The organism is Glaciimonas sp. PAMC28666 (assembly GCF_016917355.1).
GTDB lineage: Bacteria > Pseudomonadota > Gammaproteobacteria > Burkholderiales > Burkholderiaceae_D > Glaciimonas.
In genome coordinates, this window is sequence record NZ_CP070304.1 from 3,364,978 (window position 1) to 3,385,192 (window position 20,215).

16 protein-coding genes, 1 tRNA gene and 2 rRNA genes are annotated in these 20,215 nt (G+C 49.4%); 9 read left to right on the forward strand and 10 right to left on the reverse strand.

Translation table 11 applies throughout. The annotated features are described in order from the left end of the window. The first annotated feature begins 32 nt into the window (after positions 1-32). Together JQN73_RS14470 and rrf are read left to right on the forward strand one after the other, a co-directional pair. Positions 33-2,908: ribosomal RNA gene (locus JQN73_RS14470) — 23S ribosomal RNA — on the forward strand. Positions 2,909-3,085: 177 nt separating this feature from the next. Beyond that, positions 3,086-3,198 (forward strand): 5S ribosomal RNA (gene rrf / locus JQN73_RS14475). 58 nt (positions 3,199-3,256) lie between these two features. Here the strand turns inward: rrf and JQN73_RS22645 are convergent. Beyond that, positions 3,257-3,385 (reverse strand): hypothetical protein, encoded by a 129-nt coding sequence (locus tag JQN73_RS22645; protein ID WP_255542186.1) that lies wholly within the window; start codon positions 3,383-3,385, stop codon positions 3,257-3,259. 432 nt (positions 3,386-3,817) lie between these two features. Here JQN73_RS22645 and JQN73_RS14480 point away from each other — a divergent pair, with 432 nt between their 5' ends. The 3 genes from JQN73_RS14480 to JQN73_RS14490 all read left to right on the forward strand — a co-directional run bounded on the left by JQN73_RS14480 (position 3,818) and on the right by JQN73_RS14490 (position 7,061). Then, the gene (locus tag JQN73_RS14480; RefSeq protein ID WP_205319570.1) at positions 3,818-4,240 is read left to right on the forward strand and encodes a surface-adhesin E family protein; all 423 of its coding nucleotides are present in this window, start codon (positions 3,818-3,820) and stop codon (positions 4,238-4,240) included. A gap of 411 nt (positions 4,241-4,651) precedes the next feature. Then, positions 4,652-4,726 (forward strand) — tRNA-Arg (locus tag JQN73_RS14485). Between the two features lie 439 nt (positions 4,727-5,165). Continuing rightward, entirely contained in the window at positions 5,166-7,061 is a 1,896-nt protein-coding gene (locus JQN73_RS14490) for an ATP-binding cassette domain-containing protein (RefSeq protein WP_205319571.1), read from the forward strand. A gap of 110 nt (positions 7,062-7,171) precedes the next feature. Here JQN73_RS14490 and JQN73_RS14495 read toward each other — a convergent pair whose 3' ends face one another. Beyond that, a complete protein-coding gene (locus JQN73_RS14495) occupies positions 7,172-8,017 on the reverse strand; it encodes a SirB1 family protein (protein ID WP_205319572.1) in 846 nt (281 codons plus the stop codon). A 46-nt stretch (positions 8,018-8,063) separates the two neighbouring features. Next, on the reverse strand, positions 8,064-9,614 hold the full coding sequence (gene murJ, locus JQN73_RS14500) for a murein biosynthesis integral membrane protein MurJ (RefSeq protein ID WP_205319573.1): 1,551 nt from the start codon (positions 9,612-9,614) through the stop codon (positions 8,064-8,066). 322 nt (positions 9,615-9,936) lie between these two features. Here murJ and rpsT point away from each other — a divergent pair, with 322 nt between their 5' ends. After that, a complete protein-coding gene (rpsT, locus tag JQN73_RS14505; protein ID WP_205319574.1) occupies positions 9,937-10,203 on the forward strand; it encodes a 30S ribosomal protein S20 in 267 nt (88 codons plus the stop codon). 311 nt (positions 10,204-10,514) lie between these two features. On the opposite strand, the gene JQN73_RS14510 is transcribed toward rpsT, so the two are convergent. From JQN73_RS14510 to JQN73_RS14520, 3 genes are all read right to left on the reverse strand, one after another. Next, positions 10,515-10,982 carry a DUF192 domain-containing protein gene (locus JQN73_RS14510; RefSeq protein WP_205319575.1) on the reverse strand — a complete coding sequence of 156 codons (468 nt, stop codon included), beginning with the start codon at positions 10,980-10,982 and terminating at the stop codon, positions 10,515-10,517. 190 nt (positions 10,983-11,172) lie between these two features. After that, positions 11,173-11,394, reverse strand: a complete 222-nt coding sequence (locus JQN73_RS14515; RefSeq protein WP_205319576.1) for a hypothetical protein — start codon at positions 11,392-11,394, stop codon at positions 11,173-11,175. A 180-nt stretch (positions 11,395-11,574) separates the two neighbouring features. Beyond that, on the reverse strand, positions 11,575-12,138 hold the full coding sequence (locus tag JQN73_RS14520) for a pseudouridine synthase (RefSeq protein WP_205319577.1): 564 nt from the start codon (positions 12,136-12,138) through the stop codon (positions 11,575-11,577). Between the two features lie 365 nt (positions 12,139-12,503). Here JQN73_RS14520 and icd point away from each other — a divergent pair, with 365 nt between their 5' ends. Then, entirely contained in the window at positions 12,504-13,757 is a 1,254-nt protein-coding gene (gene icd, locus JQN73_RS14525) for an NADP-dependent isocitrate dehydrogenase (RefSeq protein WP_205319578.1), read from the forward strand. A 132-nt stretch (positions 13,758-13,889) separates the two neighbouring features. On the opposite strand, the gene JQN73_RS14530 is transcribed toward icd, so the two are convergent. Next, a complete protein-coding gene (locus JQN73_RS14530; protein WP_205319579.1) occupies positions 13,890-14,096 on the reverse strand; it encodes a cold-shock protein in 207 nt (68 codons plus the stop codon). A gap of 365 nt (positions 14,097-14,461) precedes the next feature. On the opposite strand from JQN73_RS14530, the gene clpS reads away from it, so the two are divergent. Both clpS and clpA read left to right on the forward strand, forming a co-directional pair. After that, positions 14,462-14,770: an ATP-dependent Clp protease adapter ClpS gene (clpS, locus tag JQN73_RS14535; protein ID WP_205319580.1), complete on the forward strand. Its 309-nt coding sequence runs from the start codon at positions 14,462-14,464 to the stop codon at positions 14,768-14,770. After that, complete coding sequence (gene clpA / locus JQN73_RS14540; protein ID WP_205319581.1) at positions 14,767-17,067, forward strand: ATP-dependent Clp protease ATP-binding subunit ClpA; 2,301 nt, start codon at positions 14,767-14,769, stop codon at positions 17,065-17,067. The genes clpS and clpA overlap by 4 nt, the downstream gene beginning before the upstream one ends. 164 nt (positions 17,068-17,231) lie before the next feature. On the opposite strand, the gene JQN73_RS14545 is transcribed toward clpA, so the two are convergent. The 3 genes from JQN73_RS14545 to coaBC all read right to left on the reverse strand — a co-directional run bounded on the left by JQN73_RS14545 (position 17,232) and on the right by coaBC (position 20,162). Beyond that, on the reverse strand, positions 17,232-18,326 hold the full coding sequence (locus JQN73_RS14545) for a M48 family metalloprotease (RefSeq protein WP_240162275.1): 1,095 nt from the start codon (positions 18,324-18,326) through the stop codon (positions 17,232-17,234). Positions 18,327-18,337: 11 nt separating this feature from the next. Continuing rightward, a complete protein-coding gene (gene dut, locus JQN73_RS14550; RefSeq protein WP_205319583.1) occupies positions 18,338-18,787 on the reverse strand; it encodes a dUTP diphosphatase in 450 nt (149 codons plus the stop codon). Positions 18,788-18,950: 163 nt separating this feature from the next. Continuing rightward, positions 18,951-20,162 carry a bifunctional phosphopantothenoylcysteine decarboxylase/phosphopantothenate--cysteine ligase CoaBC gene (gene coaBC, locus JQN73_RS14555; protein WP_205323379.1) on the reverse strand — a complete coding sequence of 404 codons (1,212 nt, stop codon included), beginning with the start codon at positions 20,160-20,162 and terminating at the stop codon, positions 18,951-18,953. Positions 20,163-20,215: the final 53 nt, after the last annotated feature.

Here is a 20,215-nt window from a genome sequence, read left to right on the forward strand (position 1 = left end):
AGCGTGAACGCGTTTAGAAGCTAACGTTATAGGGACAAGTGAATAAGTGCACATGGTGGATGCCTTGGCGATTACAGGCGATGAAGGACGTAGTAGCTTGCGATAAGCTGCGGGGAGCCAGCAAACAGGCTTTGATCCGCAGATTTCCGAATGGGGAAACCCACCCTTTATGGGTATTGCAACCTGAATACATAGGGTTGCAAGGCGAACGTGGCGAACTGAAACATCTAAGTAGCTACAGGAAAAGAAATCAACCGAGATTCCCAGAGTAGTGGCGAGCGAAATGGGAACAGCCTGCACGATTTAGCATCAGCGATAATGGAACACTCTGGAAATAGTGGCCATAGAGGGTGATAGCCCCTTACATGAAATCGGTGGTGTGGAACTAAGTGTGCGACAAGTAGGGCGGGACACGTGTAATCCTGTCTGAACATGGGGGGACCATCCTCCAAGGCTAAATACTCGTAATCGACCGATAGTGAACCAGTACCGTGAGGGAAAGGCGAAAAGAACCCCGGAAGGGGAGTGAAATAGATCCTGAAACCGTGTGCATACAAACAGTAGGAGCGGACTTGTTCCGTGACTGCGTACCTTTTGTATAATGGGTCAGCGACTTACATTCAGTGGCAAGCTTAACCGTATAGGGAAGGCGTAGAGAAATCGAGTCCGAATAGGGCGTTCAGTCGCTGGGTGTAGACCCGAAACCAAGTGATCTACTCATGGCCAGGATGAAGGTGCGGTAACACGCACTGGAGGTCCGAACCCACTAATGTTGAAAAATTAGGGGATGAGCTGTGGGTAGGGGTGAAAGGCTAAACAAACTTGGAAATAGCTGGTTCTCTCCGAAAACTATTTAGGTAGTGCCTCAAGTATCACCATCGGGGGTAGAGCACTGTTATGGCTAGGGGTTCATTGCGAATTACCAACCCATTGCAAACTCCGAATACCGATGAGTGCGAGCTTGGGAGACAGACGCCGGGTGCTAACGTCCGACGTCAAGAGGGAAACAACCCAGACCGCCAGCTAAGGTCCCAAAGATTGGCTAAGTGGCAAACGAAGTGGGAAGGCTAAAACAGTCAGGAGGTTGGCTTAGAAGCAGCCATCCTTTAAAGAAAGCGTAATAGCTCACTGATCGAGTCGTCCTGCGCGGAAGATGTAACGGGGCTAAGCCAGTCACCGAAGCTGCGGATATCAATTTATTGATATGGTAGGAGAGCGTTCTGTAAGCCTGCGAAGGTGTCTTGTAAAGGATGCTGGAGGTATCAGAAGTGCGAATGCTGACATGAGTAGCGATAATGGGGGTGAAAAGCCTCCACGCCGTAAGCCCAAGGTTTCCTGTTCAACGTTCATCGGAGCAGGGTGAGTCGGCCCCTAAGGCGAGGCAGAGATGCGTAGCTGATGGGAAGCAGGTTAATATTCCTGCACCGTCGTGTGATGCGATGGGGGGACGGATCGCGGAAGGTTGTCCGACTGTTGGAATAGTCGGTTTTTGGCTCAGAGAAGGCTGTTAGGCAAATCCGGCAGCGTAATTCAAGGGGTTGAGACGAGTGAATTTATTCATGAAGCAATCGGAAGTGGTTCCAAGAAAAGCCTCTAAGCTTCAGTCACACGAGACCGTACCGCAAACCGACACAGGTGGGCGAGATGAGTATTCTAAGGCGCTTGAGAGAACTCGGGAGAAGGAACTCGGCAAATTTGTACCGTAACTTCGGGATAAGGTACGCCCCGGTAGCTTGACTGGCTCGCGCCAGAAGGGTGAAAGGGCTGCAATAAAAAGGTGGCTGCGACTGTTTAATAAAAACACAGCACTATGCAAACACGAAAGTGGACGTATATGGTGTGACTCCTGCCCGGTGCTGGAAGATTAAATGATGGGGTGCAAGCTCTTGATTGAAGTCCCAGTAAACGGCGGCCGTAACTATAACGGTCCTAAGGTAGCGAAATTCCTTGTCGGGTAAGTTCCGACCTGCACGAATGGAGTAACGATGGCCACACTGTCTCCTCCCGAGACTCAGCGAAGTTGAAATGTTTGTGATGATGCAATCTACCCGCGGCTAGACGGAAAGACCCCATGAACCTTTACTGTAGCTTTGCATTGAATTTTGAACCAATCTGTGTAGGATAGGTGGGAGGCTTTGAAGCGTGAACGCTAGTTTGCGTGGAGCCAACCTTGAAATACCACCCTGGTTTGTTTGAGATTCTAACCTTGGTCCGTTATCCGGATCGGGGACAGTGCATGGTAGGCAGTTTGACTGGGGCGGTCTCCTCCCAAAGTGTAACGGAGGAGTTCGAAGGTACGCTAGGCACGGTCGGACATCGTGCTGTTAGTGCAATGGCATAAGCGTGCTTAACTGCGAGACTGACAAGTCGAGCAGGTACGAAAGTAGGACATAGTGATCCGGTGGTTCTGTATGGAAGGGCCATCGCTCAACGGATAAAAGGTACTCTGGGGATAACAGGCTGATTCCTCCCAAGAGTTCATATCGACGGGGGAGTTTGGCACCTCGATGTCGGCTCATCACATCCTGGGGCTGTAGCCGGTCCCAAGGGTATGGCTGTTCGCCATTTAAAGTGGTACGTGAGCTGGGTTTAAAACGTCGTGAGACAGTTTGGTCCCTATCTGCCGTGGGCGTTGGAAATTTGAAGGGGGCTGCTCCTAGTACGAGAGGACCGGAGTGGACGAACCTCTGGTGTACCGGTTGTCACGCCAGTGGCATTGCCGGGTAGCTAAGTTCGGAAGAGATAACCGCTGAAAGCATCTAAGCGGGAAACTTGCCTTGAGATGATATTTCCCGGGAACTAGATTCCCCTAAAGGGTCGTTCGAGACCAGGACGTTGATAGGCTGGGTGTGGAAGCGTAGTAATACGTTAAGCTAACCAGTACTAATTGCCCGTGAGGCTTGTCCCTATAACCTTAGCAGGTTGTGGGTAAGCTAATGAGATATGTGTTTGCCTGAAAAGTGCAATCATACCCAGTGCGGTGCCGACATACCCTTGTCAGCACCGCACAAGAAACAAAACCTTTACTTCTTCTAGATTGCGTTGTTTGTTGCCCTATTGGGAACAAATGACACTACAGTTTATGCCTGATGACCATAGCGAGTTGGTACCACCCCTTCCCATCCCGAACAGGACCGTGAAACGACTTTGCGCCGATGATAGTGCTGCAACCAGTGTGAAAGTAGGTCATCGTCAGGCTCTTATTAGAAAACCCTCTCCGAGAAATCGGGGAGGGTTTTTGCTTTGCGGAATCGATTTAGCACTTATCCCGCAGCACAGCACCCGCCAGCACAGCATCCTTCAGAACGATGCCCTTCACCACGACGCCCTTCAGGACCGCACCCGCCCAGCGGATCAAAACATCGTACAGCAATAGTGAGCTCATCAAAAGCGCAGATTGTCGTCGCCGACAACCATCGATCGAGCCATGGGTACTATTTTGTATGGTTGTTCTTCTTAACTGGATTCATCTTGTGACAAGGCTATCCCCTTTTCGTGCCGCTGCACTTAGCGCATCCGGTTTTTTCGACTATCTTCTCGCTCGTTTGGCTGCACAAACGCACATAGAGCCCAGATTTATGACCGCAGCTTTAAAAGAAGCGAAAGATTCCGCGCAAAAGGTCACTTTCGGGTGCCGATTTCGCATATTCGATCTTCTGGGCATCGTTTCATGCTCGAATTCCGTCGTACGAATTTTCCTGAAGTAGCACTTAATCCGATCGGAATATGTGTTTTTTTGTAAAATTAAGCGTGTAACGAATGAATTAAGATACGCTATGCAGGTCCTATTAAAGTTACTTACTAAAGGAAACTACACATGAAAAAAATCGCACTTATTCTCGGATTAACAATGGTGTGTATTGGTGCTCAGGCTACTGATTGGCAAGTTGTTGGCCAAAGCGACGTGTCGAGCCTTAAATTGGATAAGGATTCGATCAAAGAGGCCAATGGCATACGTCAGGTATGGTCAATGTGGAATTTTCAAGAACCACGTAAAAATGAAGGAGACCCTACGTTCCCTACATTCAAGTCGTATCAGGATTTAACAGAATACAATTGTGCCGATAAGACCACCAGATTGGCGCGAGAAATTTTATTTGCCGAAAATGATGCTGCCGGGGATAAGCGCGATCATTCGGATGCACTTAAAAATAGCAAGTTTGTTACACCGGTTAAAGGCTCTTTAGCTGACGGTATCATGAACAATTTTATTTGTAATCAGACACTTGGCAGCAAGTAATTTTTTCGCAATATAGGAATCGGTGCTTAATCCTTTTCGGAGAATTTTTCCAGAACTGATAAGCCTGTCGTTTTACTCTCTGCCGATTCCTATTCACACTTTTAATGTGCCCCACTGATGCCCGCGCAACGACCAATCCGACGATCCGGACAGTGCATCTGATGTTCGAGCTACGGTTTGGGCCAAGATACGATTCAACGAGCAACCGAATAATGCCCGTTTTTCTTTATATATTTTGATCCATGGTCGCGCAGCAAGAAGCGCTCACGCGGGAATAATCAGGGGCCTCTGGTACTTTTCTTGCGCGGTGCTAAAAAAGTGGAAAAATAGACGGCCTTTACGGTGTTCAACGTAGATACTCTTCTTAGAGAGAAATATCCATCAAGAAAACTGTATAATTCTGGCGCGAGTGTCGCCTTCGCATAACGGATAATGCAATCCCCTCCTAAGGGATAGATACAGGTTCGATTCCTGTAGGCGATACCAGTCTGAAACACCGTCGGCACATGCTGACAAGACCGAAAATTGACTTTGTACGATCAGCCCTTATTTCGTGCGCGTTTTCTGAAAGTCGAAACCGACTAAGCAAACCGGGCCGACTGACTGTTTTAACGGGTCGGTTTCGGTCAAGACTTTAACGTCATCGGCTACGCTAAGCTGATCTCTGAACCATTTTGTGTAGGCGGCAATCGCCAAGTTCGACGGCGTTCGCAGCGTAAACGGAATGAATAGGTGGCGATTTCTTCTCTCACTGATCAAGCGTCGAATCATCCCGGCCTTACGCTTTACTCATAAAATGCAACAACGTTCCATAAAACGCGTAACTTATAGCGAGATGGCCCCACCTATCGGTACAATGCGCAATTCATTCATTTAATTGGCTGCGGGTTGCTTTTCGCAGACCTTCTTTTTCTGGTTTTCTATTATGGCAGTCATTTCTATTACCAACGCACAACTTGCGTTCGGTCACGTTGCGCTATTGGATCGCGCTGAATTTTCATTGGATTCGGGAGAGCGAGTCGGCTTGATCGGTCGCAACGGCACCGGAAAATCGTCGTTGCTGAAGACGATAGCAGGCGTTTCCAAGCTAGATGACGGTTTGATGGTAATGCAACAAGGCATTAAAATCGCGTACGTCGATCAAGAGCCGCATTTTGTTCCTGAAATGTCGGTGTTTGACGCCGTGGCATCGGGCATGGGCGAGATGCAGGCATTGTTGAATGAATATGACGCGCTGACCGGGCAGTTTGGCGGCGACGACGATGACGCGATTATGGAGCGTATGCACGTCATCCAGAGCAAACTCGACGCCGCGGACGCCTGGAGTCTGACCAATAAGGTCGAGACCACGCTTGACCGTCTTAATCTGAACAAAGATTCGCTGATGGGGACCTTGTCCGGCGGGATGCAAAAGCGGGTCGCCCTGGCATGCGCGTTAGTCAGTGCGCCCGATGTATTGCTGCTTGATGAGCCAACCAACCATCTTGATTTTAGCTCGATCATGTGGCTTGAAGGACTGTTGCGCGACTATAAAGGTAGCGTCCTGTTTATTACCCATGACCGTAGTTTTCTGGACAATGTTGCGACGCGCATCGTTGAGCTTGATCGTGGGCGTATTTTATCGTTTCCGGGTAACTTCACTGCTTACCAAGTGCGTAAAGCGGAACAACTCGAAATTGAAGAAGTCGAAAACGCCAAGTTCGATAAATTTCTTGCGCAAGAGGAAATCTGGATTCGGAAGGGTGTACAAGCCCGTCGGACCCGTGATGAAGGCCGCGTGCGACGTTTGGAATCGTTGCGCCTGGATCGGACCGCGCGCCGTGACCAGCAAGGTCAGGTCAAGCTGGATGTTTCGTCGGGCGAACGCTCTGGTAAGATCGTCGCCGAGTTAACGGATGTCAACCGTGCCTTTGGTGATAGAGTGATTGTGCGCGATTTTACTGCCACTATTTTACGTGGAGACAAAGTCGGGCTGATCGGCCATAACGGTGCCGGAAAAACCACTTTGCTAAAGCTGATTTTGGGCGTGGATCAACCGGATAGCGGAACCGTCAAGCAGGGGACCAAGTTGCAGGTTGCCTACTTTGACCAGATGCGTGCGCAACTGGATGACGAAGCGAGTCTGGCCGACACCATCGCTCCCGGTAGCGACTGGGTTGAGATCAATGGTCAGCGCAAGCACGTGATGACTTATTTGAACGACTTTTTGTTTGCACCAGAACGTGCCCGCTCACCCGTTAAATCATTGTCTGGTGGCGAGCGCAATCGGCTGTTGTTAGCGCGTCTGTTTGCGAAACCCGCAAACGTATTGGTGCTGGATGAGCCTACCAATGATTTGGATATTGATACGCTCGAGTTGTTGGAAGAGTTGCTGGAAGACTATAAAGGGACCGTGTTCCTGGTCAGCCATGACCGGACTTTCCTCGATAACGTTGTGACGCAAGTGATTGCAGCAGAAGGCGATGGCCTGTGGCGCGAATATGTCGGTGGTTACAGCGATTGGGAGCGGGTGCGTCCGAGTCCGGCGGCATTAGCGGCAAAGTTAAAAGCGGAGACTAAGACAGAGGTTGTTCAGGCCCCAGCTGTCAAACAAAAGAAACTCAGCTATAAAGAGCAACGTGAGTTGGACGAGTTACCGGTTTTGATTGCTACACTCGAAGCAGAGCAAAAGGTAATTACGGCGCAATTGGCCGACCCTGAGATCTATGTAAAAAAGCCGGATGAGATAAAACGGTTAAATTTACGTTTTTCTGAGCTCGACGGTTTGTTACTCGATGCGCTGGAAAAATGGGAAGTGATCGAAGCGCGCAATAAAACTTAAATGTAAAAAATCGCCATTGGTTCAAACCAATGAAGTCAATAATTAAACGGCGAGCATTCCTGAAACCAGGCATGCTCGCCGTTGGACTATATGGATGTTGCTTTCGTAAGTTAATTCAGCCTTTTACAAGCTTTTCGTAGTTCATGCGCTTGAGCGCGCAGTGCGATGGCATCTTGCGCGTGAGGGCGTTGCGTTAAATAATTTTCAATATCATCCAAAGCCGCTTGTGGACAATCCAGATGCGCATACGCCGAACCGCGGTCACGCAATTCAATTGGATCGTTCGGAAGCAATATGAGTAAGCGTTGCTGCAACTTTAGCAATCGCTCCCATTGCTGTGCTTGGGTGAATATTATTTTAAGATTGCGCAGGAGACGGGCCAGGATTTCATGCGGATGGGCATTTTGTAAATATGCATGGAGTGATATCTTCTTCTCTCTGCCCTGGGATGGCGACGTCCGTAAATATGGCTCCAGCCGTTCTTCCAACTGCTCGTGCGACAGGCTGGCGCCATTTAACGGGTCAATCACAATATCACCTGAGGACACCGTTAGTTTAATCAAAAAGTGGCCGGGAAATGAAATTCCCGATACCGGCAATCCTATCTGATGCGCTAACTCCATGTAGACGATCGCTAGCGAAATGGGAATGCCGCGTCGTGTATTAATGACACAGTGCAGATAGCTGTTGTCCGGGTCATAATAATTGTTCACGTTGCCCGCGAACCCCAGCTCTTGAAAAAAGAAATGATTCAACAACTGCAGCTTTTTTATCTGAGAAGCGTCGGCATGAATGCGTTGCTTCAGGGTATTGGAAAATCTATCCATTGCGAGCTGCGGCGCGCCCAAATCCATCGCTGGATGCGCATCTTGTGCGATAACAAGTGCCGCTTCAAACAGCGGCACGTTGTTGGCCTCTTGCACCAGAGTTGTAAAGTAGTTTAGAGAAGAAATCATGTTAACTATGCTACCAAATAATCTTCAATGTAGTTCAGCTTATCGATTAGTGCGAGGTCCGTTTGAAGTCCTGGAACCGAAATCCCATCGCGAGTAGTGCCCCAAAATAAGTAATGCCACAAGCCACTAGCACCGCCAGGAGAGCGCCGACGCGCGCGAGCGAACTGGTATGGGGTCCGACCCAGTCAAACCGCTCAGCGCTCCATAGCGCGACTGCTGCCATCAGGCAAAGTGCGCCGACCAGACGCACAAAATACACGATCCAACCTTTTTCAGGTTTGTAAATACCTCGCCGCATCAAGCTCCAGAGCAACAGCCCCGCGTTCATGCAGGCCCCAAAACTAATGGATAACGCCAGTCCGGCAACGGCAAAAATTGGAACAAATACAGAGTTAAGTAACTGCGTGGTGATGAGTACGGCGAATGCAATTTTGACCGGTGTTTTTATATCTTGCTTGGCGTAAAAGCCGGGTGCCAAAATTTTTACGACAATTAAACCAATCAGACCGACCCCGTAAGCAATGAGAATCCTGCTTGTCATCGCGACCGAAATAGCGTCGAACTTACCGTGATGGAACAAGGTGGCTGTCAGAGGAATCGATAACGTTGCCAGTCCAACGGCCGAAGGAAGCGCCAGCAAGAAGGTCAACCGCAAGCCCCAATCCAATAATGAGGAGTATTCACGATGATCGGCGTTTGCATTCGCTTTGGAAAGACTCGGCAGCAAAATGGTGCCGAGTGCCACTCCGAGTAAGGCCGTTGGAAACTCCATCAATCGGTCGCCATAAGATAACCAGGAGACACTTCCGTGCTCGAGACGCGACGCAATATTGGTATTGATCATCAGGCTGATCTGCGCTGCCGAGACCGCGAAGACGGCCGGTCCCATTTTCTTCAGCACGCGTCTCACTCCGCTATCGCGCAGTCCGACCAGCGGATTGCCCATCATGCGCGGCATCATGCCGATTTTGCGTAGCGCGGGAACCTGAATCGCAACCTGCAGGACACCGCCAACCAGTACCGCAAAAGCCATCGCATAGACCGGCTGCGCCATATGTGGGGCCACGAAAAGGGATGCCACGATGAAAGCTAAATTCAATAACACCGACGTAAGGGCTGGAATCTTAAACTCATGCCACGTATTTAAAATTCCACCGGCCAACGCGACAAATGACATAAAACCGATGTACGGAAACATAATCCGGGTCATCACGACCGAAGCGTTAAACGCAGCAGGATCATTTTTCAGGCCGGTTGCCATAAAATAAATAAGCAACGGCGAGGCCAGGATGCCGACGATACAGGTAAGGATCATCACCCACGTCATCACAACGGCCACGTGGTCGACCAAATGTTTGGTGGCCTCTTGTCCTTTCTTATTTTTGTACTCTCCCAGAATTGGAACAAAAGCCTGAGAAAAGGCGCCCTCTGCAAATAGACGGCGCAATAAATTAGGAATGCGAAAGGCGATATTGAAAGCGTCAGTGAAAGCTGAGGCGCCAAATGTAGACGCGAATAAGATTTCGCGAATCAATCCCGCGACACGCGACAACATCGTCATGCCAGAGACGGTGGCAAGCGTTTTATGCAGGTTCATGGAGCCGCATTATAGCCGCTCATGTTGTTCGTTCCCAGCTTTGTAACAAGCTCTTTCAGTTGTTCCGTTTCGCTGGGGTTGCTGATTGGAACTTTCACTATCGGTAAGACAACGTTACGGGCGCCAGTTGTTATAACCATTGCGCTGTTCATCGGTTATGGTGTTCGCCAGACCAAAGCAGGGTGCTATCACAAAGTTCGGCCAAGATTGATTTGCTCATTGTTGAAAAAGTCGTTATAATCCGTGGCTTTACAGAATTCTGCGTCGCGGTCTGGTTTGTTTTGCCGCGTAAGCATTCCCGACCTCGATTTAGGATATATAAATGGCAAATACCGCACAAGCACGTAAGCGTGCTCGTCAAGCAGTCGCTCAAAACCTGCACAATTCTAGCCAGCGCTCAACTCTGCGTACAGCCATCAAAGCTGCTCGTAAAGCAATCGCCGGTGGCGATAAAGAAGCTGCAACTCTGGTTCTGCAAAAATCTGTGTCGACTATCGACCGTATTGCAGACAAGAAAATCATTCACAAAAATAAAGCTGCACGTCATAAGAGCCGTTTGAACGCAGCTCTGAAAGCACTGGCAGCGTAATACGCATTTCGTCGGTTAATCCGACGTAAATGCTTGCTGATGTGTTTTACGTGTAAAAAAATCTCTGTAGAGCTAACGCGATACAGAGATTTTTTGTATTTTCGCTACATTTTTATGCTGTTGAAGTGGTCGGACGCGCTGCGTGCAGCACAGTTATTCAGTTTCTGCTCTGCACACCAACCGGAACTTTACGCCGTCCCAGGGCCAGTTAATGCGATTACCGGGCCAACATTCAACATTGCATCTATTAAAAGCCCTGCCGCTGCAAACGGTATAGATACGGCAGGTGCTGCAATTTTGAAATTGCTACCTCAACGCTGCGCTTGCGGCAGACCAGTAATGACACTGCCTGGTTTTAAATTCTTTTGCTTGAACCACCCGGGATTCATTTCTAGCGCATAGAGTGCTGCTCTATCCGGGCAATGTGAGTCGAGCGTCTGGGCTTTCATTTCTTCTATATTGATGATGACACCGTTCGGATCCAAGAAAGCCACGGATAACGGAATCAGCGTGTTTTTCATCCACATGCAAGCGGCCGCAGGAGCATCGAACAAAAATACCATGCCCGCATTAGGGGCTAATTGCTTGCGAAACATAAGGCCTTGCTCGCGCTGGGCCTCTGTTGTTGCCACTTCAGCGTGAATCACATACACCCCGGCATTCAGCGTGGTGATTGGAAACTGTTCGGTTTGCTGTGCTGAGACAACGGGAATGATGCCCACAGTGCCTGCTAACAGTGTTAGCGCCATGACAGCGACAGATGCGCGAAGTCTTCTCATGTTGGTAAAGTCCTTTTATGTTTTATCGAGGAATTATACAGACGGATGCTTTGGGAGGGGGGCAGCGGCTTGATACCGGCATGCGAGAAGGTTGTGGCTTAGATGGGGGAGGCTAACGCTTGATATGGCACAGTTGGCGGAAATAAAAAAAGACAGGCAATGCCTGTCTTTTTTGAAACTGACGCCTGAATTACTTAGCAGGAGCATCAGCAGCAGGAGCTGCATCAGCGGCAGCAGCTTTTGCTTTAGCTTTCTTCGGTGCTTTTTTGTGTTTCTTTGCTACTTTTGTTGCAGCAGGAGCTGAAGCGGCTGGAGCAGCGGCAGCAGGAGCAGCAGCCGGAGCGGCAGCATCAGCAGCAAAAACAGAAGTTGCAAACAGGCCAGCTACCAAAACAGCGATCAGTTTAGACATTTTAGAATCCTTTTGATTTAATCAGTAATTGCATCGATGATTCATTTGAATCACTGCAATTAACGAGGTACTGGCCTTATGGTTGACGTTTTTTTTAAATAAAATAAAATAATATTTCAAATGCAGACTAAAAAGCCGCATGAGCATGATCCCTTAAAAGGGACTATCCCATCAAACATCTTATCGACGTGTTAACTCCGATGGGTCGATTTCACGAAACTCGCCAGGCCACAATGGATGGCTCTCCAGCGAAACTTGTCCTATGGCGATTCGGACAAGGCGCAGGGTTGGCAAGTTAACGGCAGCCGTCATGCGCCTGACCTGACGATTTTTTCCTTCGGTGATGGTAAGTGCTAGCCAACTTGTAGGCTTGTCCGCGCGCTCGCGAATGGCTGGGATACGGGGCCAAAGCCAATCCGGAGGGGCAATCTGGCGTACTTCACAAGGTTGGGTCGTAAAGTCGCCGAGATCAAGCCCGCTGCTTAATCGCTCCAGTGCGCCACTATCAGGAGAACCTTCTACCTGAGCCAGGTAGGTTTTTGGTTGCTTAAACGCGGGGTGACTGATGTGATGCTGTAATTTTCCGTCGTTGGTTAATAATAGTAATCCCTCACTATCCGCATCTAGCCTTCCTGCCGGGTAGATGTTGGGAATGGCGAGATAGTCGGCGAGCGTTTCACGCGTGGGATGGGATGAAAACTGGCACATCACCTGAAAAGGTTTATTGAATAGAATAAGAGGCATACTTAGGGCCTGTGGACCTATAATTTGTGAGGTGCGTTCGAAGCAAAACCTGTTTGCCGAGAGACCGCTAAGCCGCGTGGCAGCTGGGTCCTGGCACTTCTTCGCAATCCTGAATTATATGTCAACAGAGTGGAGTACCTCAAAAACATAGCTTCTAATAAAATACTAGTGCATAATATAAAATCGTTGTCTTATGTCTTATATAAGACTTAGGTAGGACTTATGTAAGACTTAGTGAGGCCTGATACATAACAATGGGTCTTCAGCCAAACGTTACGCCAAGTCACATACTAAGCATAGGACTGGGCCGGAATAACGGACCAACATCCTGCGCCATTTTCCCGCTTCATCTTCGGAGATATTGAATGTCCCAACATATTAAAGTGCCTGCTGAAGGTAAAAAAATCAGCGTTAATGCTGACTATTCGCTTGATGTCCCGGATAACCCAATCATTCCTTTTATCGAAGGTGACGGAACCGGTGCGGATATCAGCCCGGTCATGATTAAAGTGGTGGATGCGGCAGTCGCCAATGCCTATGGTGGAAAGCGTAAGATCAGTTGGATGGAAGTCTACGCCGGTGAGAAATCAACCAACGTGTATGGTCCGGATGTCTGGTTACCGGCAGAAACTCTGGCAGCGATCAAGGATTACGTCGTCTCCATAAAAGGTCCTTTGACTACCCCGGTTGGCGGCGGCATTCGCTCGTTGAACGTCGCCTTGCGCCAGGAACTGGATTTGTATGTGTGCCTTCGTCCGGTGCGTTATTTCAAAGGCGTCCCGTCGCCCGTGCGTGAGCCGGAAAAAACAGATATGGTAATCTTCCGTGAGAATTCGGAAGACATCTACGCCGGAATTGAGTGGCAAGAAGGTAGCGACGGCGCGAAAAAACTGATCGACTTCCTGATCAATGAAATGGGCGTAAAAAAGATTCGCTTTCCCCAAACTTCAGGCATCGGAATTAAACCGGTGTCACGCGAAGGGACCGAACGTCTGGTCCGTAAGGCAATTCAATACGCAATCGACAATGACAAACCTTCTGTGACCATCGTCCACAAAGGTAATATCATGAAATTTACGGAAGGTGGCTTCCGTGACTGGGCCTATGCGCTAGCGCAAAAAGAGTTTGGTGCCGAATTGATTGACGGTGGCCCTTGGGCAAAATTCAAGAATCCTAAGAGTGGTCGGGATATCATCATTAAGGATTCCATCGCTGATGCATTTTTGCAACAGATATTGCTACGTCCAAACGAATACAGCGTTATTGCGACCCTTAACTTGAACGGCGACTACATTTCTGACGCCCTGGCCGCACAAGTGGGTGGTATTGGTATTGCACCGGGTGCCAACTTGTCGGATTCCGTGGCAATGTTTGAAGCAACTCACGGAACAGCGCCAAAATATGCCGGTAAAGATTATGTGAATCCGGGTTCCCTCATTTTGTCGGCTGAAATGATGTTGCGCCACATGGGTTGGATCGAAGCGGCCGATTTGATCATCACCGCGATGCAAAAATCGATTTCCTCCAAAAGAGTGACGTATGATTTTGCCCGTCTGATGGAGGGAGCGACGCAAGTTTCATGTTCCGGATTTGGCGAAGTGTTAATTGAAAATATGTAAGTCTTTTAAATTAAGATAAAACTACGTGGCCGGAACAGCGTTCTGGCCATTTTCACGTAAACTTGCGCATTTTTTTACGTGATACGTAAAAAACCCGCCGCGGCGGGTTTTTGCTATAGCTTGTTCGTGGCCTTATTCAGGCGCCTGAATATTGGAAGCTTGCTTGCCTTTCGGGCCTTCCGTAACTTCGAACTTCACTTTTTGGCCCTCTTTGAGGGTCTTAAAGCCGTTCATCTGGATTGCGGAAAAGTGTGCGAACAAATCCTCGCCGCCATCGTCGGGGGTGATAAACCCGAAGCCTTTAGAGTCGTTGAACCACTTGACTGTACCTGTTGCCATAAATAGTCTTTCAAATAATGACCGATCATACGAGCCGTAAAAGCAAGAGGCCTTATACCTCTTGAAACACCTGCTCACTTCTATTAACGATAAATGCCCCCGTTAATTGACTTTATTCTTCTTTATGGAAAAAAATAAGTCAAGCTATTTTTCTTGAAATTGTTGATGCCACCTTGTGCAGTTTCTTCTGTTTCTTCCGGAATGTGCTCTTGAATTCCATCGTTGTAACGTCATCTGCACTACAAGAAGAAAGCGCGTACTATTAAATTAAATGTAGATTTAATTGAGCGTTTATTTCAAACTACAAAGCATCATCTTTGCAGCGTTTTTGCTGCGTATTCGTATGAACGTTTTAGAATAGACGCATGGCAACCAAGCACGAAGACGGAACGGTAGCGACGCGACAGGAGCAAAAGCTCAAGCCGCCTCCTATGTATCAGGTATTTTTGTTGAATGATGATTTCACACCAATGGAATTTGTCGTAGCGGTGATTCAGGAATACTTCAGCAAAGACCGAGAGACCGCGACGCAAATTATGCTTAAGGTGCATCGCGAAGGTAAAGGTATGTGTGGAGTGTTTTCGAAAGACATCGCGTCGACAAAGGTCGAATTAGTATTAACGCACGCGCGAAAAGCAGGACATCCCCTGCAATGCGTGATGGAGGAAGCATGATTGCGCAGGAACTGGAAGTAAGTTTGCACATGGCGTTTGTTGAGGCTCGACAAGCACGGCACGAATTCATTACCGTTGAGCATCTCCTTTTGGCACTGTTGGATAATCCTTCAGCAGCTGAAGTATTACGGGCGTGTGCTGGCAATATTGAGGATTTGCGCAAAACCTTAACGATCTTTATTGGCGATAATACGCCGACGGTGCCTGGTTCGGGTGAGGTTGATACGCAACCAACCCTCGGTTTCCAACGCGTGATTCAGCGTGCGATTATGCACGTTCAGTCTGCATCAAACGGCAAGAAAGAAGTCACCGGCGCTAACGTGCTGGTAGCAATCTTTGGCGAGAAAGATTCGCACGCTGTTTATTATCTTCATCAGCAGGGCGTGACACGTCTCGACGTGGTGAACTTTATTTCACACGGTGTCCGCAAGGACCAGGTCGGCGACGGCCAAAAATCTCCGGAGAGTGTGGAAGAAGTTCAGGCCGAGGGTCAGCAAAAAGAAAGTCCCCTGGATCAGTTCACGCAGAACCTGAATAAATTGGCGCAGGAAGGCAAGATCGATCCGTTGATCGGACGTGAGTTTGAAGTTGAGCGTGTCATTCAGACTTTATGCCGTCGTCGTAAAAATAATCCGTTGTTGGTTGGCGAAGCTGGCGTTGGTAAAACGGCCATCGCAGAAGGTCTGGCATGGAGAATCACGCAAGGCGATGTCCCTGAGATTTTGAGCAACGCGATTGTCTACTCATTGGATATGGGTGCTTTGCTGGCGGGAACCAAGTACCGCGGCGACTTCGAGCAACGTTTGAAGGCGGTCCTCAAGCAGTTGAAGGATAGTGAACACGGCATTTTATTCATCGATGAAATTCACACTATTATTGGCGCGGGTTCGGCGTCGGGTGGTACCTTGGATGCGTCCAATCTATTGAAACCAGCGCTTTCGAGCGGCCAGTTAAAATGTATCGGTGCGACGACCTATACTGAATTCCGTGGTGTATTTGAAAAGGATCATGCGTTATCGCGCCGGTTCCAGAAAATCGATGTGAACGAGCCGACGGTCGAAGAAACCGTGCAAATTTTACGCGGTTTGAAATCACGTTTCGAAGAGCACCATGGCGTTAAATACTCTGCGATTGCGCTGACGACGGCGGCTGAACTGGCCGCCCGATTTATCAATGACCGTCATCTGCCCGATAAAGCCATTGACGTTATCGATGAAGCAGGCGCTGCGCAACGCGTATTGCCGAAATCGAAGCAAAAGAAAACAATTGGTAAAACCGAGATTGAAGACATTATCTCCAAGATTGCCCGCATTCCGCCGCAAACGGTTAATCAGGACGACCGTAGCAAACTGAAGACGATAGATCGCGATTTGCGGAATGTCGTATTCGGTCAGGATCCGGCGATTGATGCGTTGGCGTCTGCAATTAAAATGGCACGTGCCGGACTTGGCAAGACTGATCGTCCAATTGGCTCATTCTTGTTTTCCGGGCCAACCGGGGTCGGCAAAACCGAAGTGGCAAAGCAACTTGCCTTCATCATGGGGATTGAGTTAATCCGCTTCGATATGTCCGAATACATGGAGCGTCATGCTGTGAGCCGTTTGATCGGTGCGCCGCCAGGTTATGTCGGGTTCGATCAAGGCGGCTTGTTGACCGAAGCGGTGACTAAAAAGCCGCATGCCGTGTTGCTGTTGGATGAAATCGAAAAAGCTCATCCGGACATTTTCAATATTCTGCTGCAAGTAATGGACCATGGAACGCTGACGGATAACAACGGCCGCAAGGCGGATTTCCGTAATGTGATCATCATTATGACCACTAATGCGGGTGCCGAAAGTTTGCAGAAGCGCACGATTGGATTCACCGAGAAGAAGGAAGCCGGTGATGAAATGGTGGATATTAAGCGGATGTTTACGCCTGAGTTCCGCAACCGGATAGACTCGATTATCAGTTTCCGTGCGCTCGACGAAGACGTCATTCTCCGAGTGGTCGACAAATTCTTGATGCAGCTGGAAGAACAACTGCACGAGAAAAAGGTGGAAGCGGTCTTTTCTGAGAATTTACGCAAATTCCTGGCGCGCAAAGGTTTTGATCCACTCATGGGTGCGAGACCGATGTCACGGTTGATTCAGGACATGATCCGAAAGGCGCTTGCCGACGAGCTATTGTTTGGTAAGTTAGTTTCGGGTGGTCGGGTCACGGTCGATCTGGACGAGAAAGATCAGATCAAACTTGAGTTTCCTACAAAGAACCAAGCCAAGCCAGCGACTCCGCAGGAGACAGTAGAAGTGGAATAAAGGCGAGCGCGAGGTGCGCTGATTTTGCCTCAAAAAACCAAAAAGCCCGAATTCACTTTTGTGATTCGGGCTTTTTGTTGCTAGAAAATGCAACCGTGTTGTATGTTTAAGTCACTATCGAAAGACAGCGCACCAAAAAATGGTGGCGCTGTCTCGCCACACCGTTAAGGTGTCAAGGCCGCGCCGGCGGCTTGCTTGGCGTCGATCTCTGCAATCGTTTTTTGGATCATATCCAACCGTGCAGAAGTGGCGGGATGGATCGCGGTGTGGCCGTTGGGAACATTAACTGGATATTGATTTGCCAGACGTTGCCAAAATGCTGAAGCATTATCGACCTTATATCCAGCGCGTGCGACCATGTAAAGCGCCAGTTTGTCGGCGGCGACGTCCAATTGTTGCGTATAGGGTTTGACTCCCGCCGCGCCACTCAATGAACTGGTGTCCGGACGCAGGCGTACCAAATTGTCGATAATGCCGCTCATGGTGGCCGTCATTCGCTGTCTGACGACGTGCATCAAGGAGTTATGCGCCATCTCACGGGCAATGACATAGGCCAGTTCATCGTCATTTTGGGCGAATTTGACCATCCCCGAAGTAATCAGCACACGCCGTCCATCAGCATAGCTATTGACGTTATCCGTGTTTCCGAGCTCGACCCCAAATGCACAGGCACGGGTCAATGGGACGTTAAGATTGACGTTTCGCCCATTTCTGATCAGTCCCAAATTGATTGCAGGGCTCCGGCTTACCAACGGCCCCAACATCAGCGCGGCAAGTCGCTCCGCATTCGGGCCGGGGGGGACCGGCTTGCCTTCGATTGTGGCGAGAACATCGCCGGGCTTGATGCCAGCCTGTGCAGCTCCGCTGCCTGCCAGGACACCAGTGACCTGCAGTTGATCGGATAAGCCTAACGAAACCTGGGCTGCTTCAATGAATTCGGTCGAATAGGAGAATTTGGTCTTTGCGGTAAAGCCGAGCAAATTACGGGCGTTGTTGCGACATAGATCGGCATTATTAACCAATAACGGCGCTGCAACTGCGTATAACCGATCCTGCTGAGTGACGATGGCACGCAGTTCAGTTTGTTGGGGATTGGTTGGGGCCTTGATCGGTGGTAAGGCAGGCTGAATTTTACGAACCGTAGGGGCTGTTGTTGACGTTTGATTCGGCTCTTGCGTCGCGCAGGCTGCCAGCAGGACGAGTGGTAATACGATGGCAGATCGTTTTAAAGCTAACCATGGCTGAGGCGTTGCTTTCATAGATTTCTCCATCAGTGTTTCCCTGTACTACCGAAACCACCGGTGCCGCGTTCACTGCTGTCGAAATCAGCAACGATATTAAAATTAACCCGCATGACCGGTACCACGATGAGTTGGGCCAGACGTTCCATCGGATTAAGGACGAATTCCGTGTCACCGCGATTCCAGGTTGATACCATCAATTGGCCTTGGTAATCGGAATCGATCAGACCGACCAGATTACCCAGAACGATACCGTGTTTGTGACCTAATCCGCTGCGCGGCAAAATCATCGCAGCGTAAGCAGGATCAGCAATATGAATGGCGAGACCTGTGGGTATTAAGTGTGTTTCACCCGGCTTGATCGTTATCGGCGCATCAAGGCACGCGCGCAAATCCAGGCCAGCACTTCCTTCGGTTGCATAATGGGGTAATTGATCCTGCATACGTGGATCAAGAATTTTTACGTCGATTGTTTTCATATAGGGATTGTTCAGCTAAATTTTTTGAAAAAGGTGAGTCAAATTATCGACCAACGTACCAAAAGATTAAAAATGACCGTTTAGCGGCAACGCGTACGGTAGATACCGTTAGTCAGCCGCTAAATTTCTCTCCATTTCGCTTCTACAATGGCACGCACGATATTCAAGCGAGGCCTGCACCGAGCCGTATCGCAATTTCGGCAATGAGCTGACGTGCAAGCTGCAGTTTGTTCGCCCGCGGAAAACTGCTATGACCTTTGACGTCAAACAAGACAAGTTGGTTCTCGTCTTTTCCAAATGTATCGTGACCGATATTGCCAACAAGTAGTGGCACATTTTTCCGCTGGCGTTTTGCCTCGGCGTATTCAAGCAGATTTTCGGATTCTGCGGCAAAGCCCACGCAGTAAGGTCGGTCTGGCAAAGAAAGAGCAGCGACCGTCGCCAGGATATCCGGATTTTGAGCAAACACCAATTCAGGGGTGCTGCCGTCTGCATTCTTCTTGAGTTTTTGATCACTCGCATTTGCGACATACCAATCCGCGACCGCCGCTACGGCCACAAAAATATCCTGACCCGGCACATGCGACAGTACTGCGTCATACATTTGTTGCGCACTGAGGACATTTAACCGGTGCACGCCATGGGGTGTGGGCAGCGCAGTTGGTCCGGAAATCAGGGTGACGTCGGCCCCTGCTTCATGCGCGGCACGGGCGATCGCGTAGCCCATTTTGCCGGATGAAAGGTTGGTGATCCCACGCACCGGATCGATAGCTTCAAATGTTGGTCCGGCGGTGAGTAGCAAGCGCTTGCCTTTTAGCACCTTGGGCTGAAATGAGGCAATGACTTCTGCTAACAACTGGTCCACCTCCAGCATCCGACCTAATCCGATTTCGCCACAGGCTTGTTCTCCTGCGGCTGGCCCCAGCAATTGAATGCCGTCTGCTAATAGTTGCCGGGTATTCCGCCGGGTAGCGGGGTTCTGCCACATTTCTACGTTCATTGCCGGAGCAATCATCAGCGGGAGTTGCGCTTGTCGCGCGACGCACAGCGTTGATAACAAGTCATCGCACACGCCGTGCGCCAGCTTCGCCATGAAATCGGTCGAGCAGGGCGCAATCACAATGGCATCAGCGCCGCGCGTCAGGTCAATATGCGGCATGTTATTGCCGATACGTGCGTCCCATTGATCCGTAAAAACCGGTTGTCCTGATAAGCCCTGCATCGTAATTGGCGTGATAAATTGCTGTGCACCGTGCGTCATCACAACTTGTACAGATGCACCTGCTTTGATTAACGCACGCGTGAATTCTGCCGCTTTATAGCAGGCAATGCCTCCGGTCAGACCGAGAACAATTTTTTTACCAGCGAGATCCATCATTACTCCCGGGGTAGAACATCAGAAAAATAAGCTGCAGTTGAACGCCTGAT